Origin of the sequence: Acinetobacter sp. V91_7 (assembly GCF_031799075.1) — a bacterium.
GTDB classification, from domain to species: domain Bacteria; phylum Pseudomonadota; class Gammaproteobacteria; order Pseudomonadales; family Moraxellaceae; genus Acinetobacter; species Acinetobacter calcoaceticus.
The window spans coordinates 1-4,555 of sequence record NZ_JAVQNT010000009.1; the positions used below are offsets into that span (position 1 = coordinate 1).

Below are 4,555 nucleotides of genomic sequence, written 5' to 3' on the forward strand. Positions count from 1 at the left end.
AAGCTTAATTAATAATGGAAATTCAGGTTTTCAAATTCAATGTTCTGGCATTTCTACAGTGAAAATTATTTTTGGTGCAGGAAATAATGACAATAATGTTCCATCATCATTTTCACAGAACTATTATCATGCATTAACTAATGGTACAGATTTTGTGGCCTATAATTTATTGTATGGACTAAATAAGCAAGTTATTAAAGCAAATGATACTTTTATTCTTGATGATATGAGTGTTAAAAAAAATATAGATATTTTTGGGCAAGCTATAAATGATGGTAATCGTATTTCCAAAGGGGAATATAAAGATATAGTGCCAATTACTATTGAGTTTTAAGAATATGAAATATTATTGGTTAACTGGATTTATTTTAGTTTTTTATAGTCAACTTCAATATGCAGCAAGTCCAGAAACTTCATCTAGTTTTAAAGTTCAAGCAACAATTGAAAATGGCTGTTCAATTGATAATGTTGAACAGAAAATAGATTTTGGTCAACATTCAACTTTGTCTAAAGATAAGATTGTTGCAAGTATTATTAATGCAGCTTCTACTTGGAGTATTCGCTGTACTGAAGATTTACCTATTAGTATCTCATTAGATGGTGGTGAAAATCTAGAAAATAATAGTAGACGTATGAAAAATAGTTCATCTTCTGATTATGTTGATTATAAATTATATAACTCTAGTAGTTTAACTACCGAATATGTAGCCGGTAATAAATTTTCGTTACCTGTTACAACAGCAACTAACAATCTGGCAAATTTTGAGATATATGGTGTGGTTGATTTAGAAAATAATAATGAATCACGATCAGCCGGAATTTATAAAGATACTGTTTCAATAATGATTACTTGGTGATTTGTATGAAAAATTCAGCATTTATTAAAAATGGCATTTTAAAATCTTTTTTATTTGCAAGTACATTATCACTTGTTACGCCAGTCATGGCTCGAGCAACTTTTTTAATTTGGCCAATTTATCCCAAAATTGAAGCAAATGAAAAAGCGACTGCGGTCTGGCTCCAAAATACTGGAAAGTCAGATGCTATGGTTCAGATTCGTGTTTTTAAATGGAATCAAGATGGCTTAAAGGATAACTATGGTGAGCAATTAGAAATTATACCAAGTCCACCTGTGGCAAAAATAAAAGCAGGTGAGAAGCACATGTTGCGTCTAACCAAAAGTGCTAATTTGCCAGATGGTAAAGAGCAATCATATCGTTTGATTGTTGATGAGTTACCTATCCGCCTTTCTGATGGAAGTGAGCAAGATGCGTCTAAAGTAAATTTTCAAATGCGTTATTCAATTCCATTATTTGCCTATGGGAAAGGCCTGGGTAGTGGTTTGACGGAAGAAAGTCAAAAAATTAATGCAAAAAATGCCTTAGCAAAACCAGTCTTACAGTGGTCGGTTCATAATGGTGAACACGGTCAATCAGAATTATATCTTAAAAATAGTGGTCAGAAATTTGCCCGACTTTCGGCAGTTAAAACGTCAAAGACTGCAAATAACATTGCTTTAGGTAAGGCAGCTTTTGGCTATGTTTTATCAAATAGCACTGTAAAATTTGCAATTGATAAGTCAACTGCTAATGAATTATTAAAAAGTTCTACTTTATATGGTGTTGATAGCTCAGGTGTAAAACAAGAGTTAATTGAAATCACAAAAATGGAGGATCCATCATGATCCTTCAGCATAATACCTTGTGCAAAAGTATTTTGTTGGTTTTATTGGCTGGTGGTTGTTTAAGTGTTCCCAAGATAGTGTTTGCTGAAGATTTACCACCACCACCAAAGAACATAAATGATATTAACCAATTGTTTAAATTGTATTTAGACTTGGTTGTGAATAAATACGCTATTCAGCAAGTGGTCCCAGTCATTGTTAAGAATGACGAATATTTTATACAAAAAAAGAAGTTGGTTGATGAGCTGGAAATTAGTATTCCAGAAGAAATGCTGTCTTCAAGTAGTGAAACAGTATTAACAGATAAAGATATTTTAACTTTAGGGTTTAGTGGAGATGCAGCGGACTGGATTTCTTTAGATCGTTTGAAAGATGTGAGTTATGAATATAATTCATCAAATCAATATTTTCAGTTAAACATTCCACCCGCTTGGATGCCAACACAAATATTGGGTAAAGACTCATGGTATAAACCAGAAACAGCCCAGTCAGGAATTGGCTTGCTGAATAACTATGACTTTTATACATATAGACCCTCTCAAGGTGGGTCAACGAGTAGTTTGTTTACTGAGCAACGTTTTTTTTCTCCATTAGGTGTGATTAAGAACTCTGGTGTCTATGTAAAGAATCAATTTAAAAATGAAGAGGGCATAGAGTCATTTAATAACGACGGTTATCGACGTTATGACACATCTTGGCAATTTGATAGCCAAAAGAGCGCAACATCGTTCTTATTTGGAGACATTATTACCGGTAATAAAACGACTTGGGGCAGTTCTGTTAGATTGGGCGGATTTCAGGTTCAACGAAACTACTCAACTCGCCCCGATTTAATTACCTATCCATTGCCTCAATTTATAGGCCAAGCCGCCTTGCCGAGCACTGTAGATTTAATTATTAATGGGCAGAAGGCAAGTTCAACAGATGTACAATCTGGTCCATTTATTTTAAACAATGTTCCCTTTATTAATGGTAAGGGCGAAGCAGTTGTGGTTACAACTGATGCAGTAGGACGTCAAGTGACTACAGCTGTGCCATTTTATATTTCTAATACGTTGTTAAAACCTGGCTTATTTGACTATTCATTGTCTTTAGGAAACATTCGTGAAGATTATGGTCTTAAGAACTTTTCGTATGGAAAGTTTGCAAGTGCTGCCGATGCCCGTTATGGGGTAAATGATTGGTTTACAGTAGAGGGGCGGACGGAGCTTTCATCGGACTTACAATTATTGGGTGCAGGGTCTGTTTTAAAGCTAGCAAACTTAGGTGTATTAAGTGCTTCTTTTACGCAAAGTAGAGCCGATAAATCTATGGCTCAAGATCAAGTTAAAGATCTTGACGGAAAGCAATATACGATTGGCTATAGTTATAACCGTAATCGATTTGGTTTCAGTATTAATCATAATCAGCGTGATGACGAATATACTGATCTTTCAAGAATGCAATATAGTAATTTAATTTCAGTAAATAGTAATAAAAGCCTAACGGCAAATACTTATTTTGCAACAAGAAAATCAGGTACATTTGGAGTCGGTTATATTAATACTGAAGCAAATGACTTTAAAAATGAATTATTAAATTTGTCATGGGCACCGATTTTACCGACCTATATGAATGGGGTAACTGTTTCATTAAGTGCAAACCGAGATTTTGTTGAGAAAGAATGGAGTGCTGCATTTCAGCTTTCTGTACCTTTATTCCAGCGTAAGTCTAGTGTAAACACAGGCTATTCATTTAATGATCATGGCGATTATGGTTATATTAACTTTAATCACTCTGTACCATCCGAAGGTGGCTTTGGAGTCGATTTAACTCGACGCTTTAATGAAAATAGTGAAGATTTAAATCAGGCACGAGTAAATTACCGAAATAATTATATTAATACTGATTTCGGATTATCTGGAAATCATGATTATAACTATTGGTTTGGTTTATCTGGCTCTTTGGTATATATGTCAGGAGATCTGTTCGCATCGAATCGTTTAGGTGAGTCTTTTGCGTTAGTTGATACCAACAAAGTAGCAGATGTTTTAGTCAAATATGAAAACAGTTTAATTGGTCGTAGTAATAAAAAGGGCCATATTTTTGTGCCTTCAGTCACACCTTACTATTCGGGTAAATATAGTGTTGATCCGATTGATTTACCTTCGAACTTTACAATTACTCAAGTTGAACAACGTATTGCTGCTAAACGTGGTTCAGGCGTTGTTATTAAGTTCCCAGTTCAAGAATCAATTGCTGCAAATGTTTATCTCACTCAAGAAAATGGCAAACCAATCTCTGTAGGTTCTGTGGTTCATAGAGATGACCAAGAATCTTCTTATGTGGGAATGGATGGCATTGTTTATCTAGAGAATTTAAAAGCCAATAACACCATTACCGTTCAGCATTCAGATCAGTCAATCTGCAAAGCAGATTTCACTGTTGATGTAGAGCAGGCGAAACAACAAATTGTGGTAGTTAAACCTGTTATTTGCCATGAGGTATCTTTACCATGAAAATTAAAGTCAAAAAATTAATTAGTCATTTATTTATATTTTCTGGATTAATGGCAGCCGGAAATTTAGCACATGCTTCATGTAGTGTAAGCGCTTCAGGTACATCATCAATTTCGGTTCCTTCAATTTATTTGATGGAAAATGGTGAAAATTCTTCGCAATTTAATTCAGGTTTGTCGTGTACTGGCTTTAGTTTAGCTTTAGCAAACATGACTTACCTAAAATATCGCGTAGATCAAATGCCAAATACATTCACTAATGCTCAAACTGGAGAACAACTGAATGCCATTATTTTAGACAGCGGCAATTCAGTCATTAGTCTAGGCCAAGAAAAAGATATGAGTAGTTTTACACTGGTTAACCTCTTTAGTGG

At 34.4% G+C, this 4,555-nt stretch carries 4 protein-coding genes and 1 pseudogene; all 5 read left to right on the forward strand.

The features are described from left to right. Window positions 1-334, forward strand: a 334-nt coding sequence (locus tag RMB03_RS00495) for a spore coat protein U domain-containing protein (protein ID WP_311073097.1), incomplete at its 5' end; no start/stop codon positions are given. Between the two features lie 4 nt (window positions 335-338). Next, entirely contained in the window at window positions 339-857 is a 519-nt protein-coding gene (locus tag RMB03_RS00500; RefSeq protein ID WP_311073100.1) for a spore coat U domain-containing protein, read from the forward strand. Beyond that, entirely contained in the window at window positions 851-1,684 is an 834-nt protein-coding gene (locus RMB03_RS00505; protein ID WP_311073102.1) for a fimbria/pilus periplasmic chaperone, read from the forward strand. The genes RMB03_RS00500 and RMB03_RS00505 overlap by 7 nt, the downstream gene beginning before the upstream one ends. Then, entirely contained in the window at window positions 1,681-4,182 is a 2,502-nt protein-coding gene (locus RMB03_RS00510) for a fimbria/pilus outer membrane usher protein (protein ID WP_311073104.1), read from the forward strand. The genes RMB03_RS00505 and RMB03_RS00510 overlap by 4 nt, the downstream gene beginning before the upstream one ends. Continuing rightward, a pseudogene (locus tag RMB03_RS00515) lies at window positions 4,179-4,555 on the forward strand (hypothetical protein); the annotation flags it as partial. The gene RMB03_RS00510 and the pseudogene RMB03_RS00515, both read left to right, overlap by 4 nt.